A 296-nucleotide genomic window follows, 5' to 3' on the forward strand; every position below is an offset into this window, starting at 1 on the left:
ACCGTGCCCTTCGCGGTGATCCCCTTGGGCCAGCTGATGACCAGCGGGTCGCAGGTGCCGCCGGAGAACTGCGAGTACCGCTTGAACATCTGGAACGGAGTGGAGAACGCTACCGCCCAGCCGGTCGGGTAGTGGTTGTACGTGTGGGTGCTGCCCAAATCGTTCAGATGACGCATGTTCGCCTCGAGCGAGTCGGGGTAGCCGTTGAAGAACTTGTTTTCGTTGACCGAGCCGTTGGGGGAGCCTTCACCCGACGCGCCGTTGTCGGCGGCATAGATGATCAGCGTGTTGTCGAG

At 61.8% G+C, this 296-nt stretch carries 1 pseudogene; it reads right to left on the minus strand.

From position 1 onward, the window contains the following. Positions 1–296, minus strand: a pseudogene (locus tag B4M62_RS02285) (sulfatase-like hydrolase/transferase); the annotation flags it as partial.

The sequence above is a fragment of the Gordonia sp. UBA5067 genome (assembly GCF_002414845.1).
GTDB classification, from domain to species: domain Bacteria; phylum Actinomycetota; class Actinomycetes; order Mycobacteriales; family Mycobacteriaceae; genus Gordonia; species Gordonia defluvii.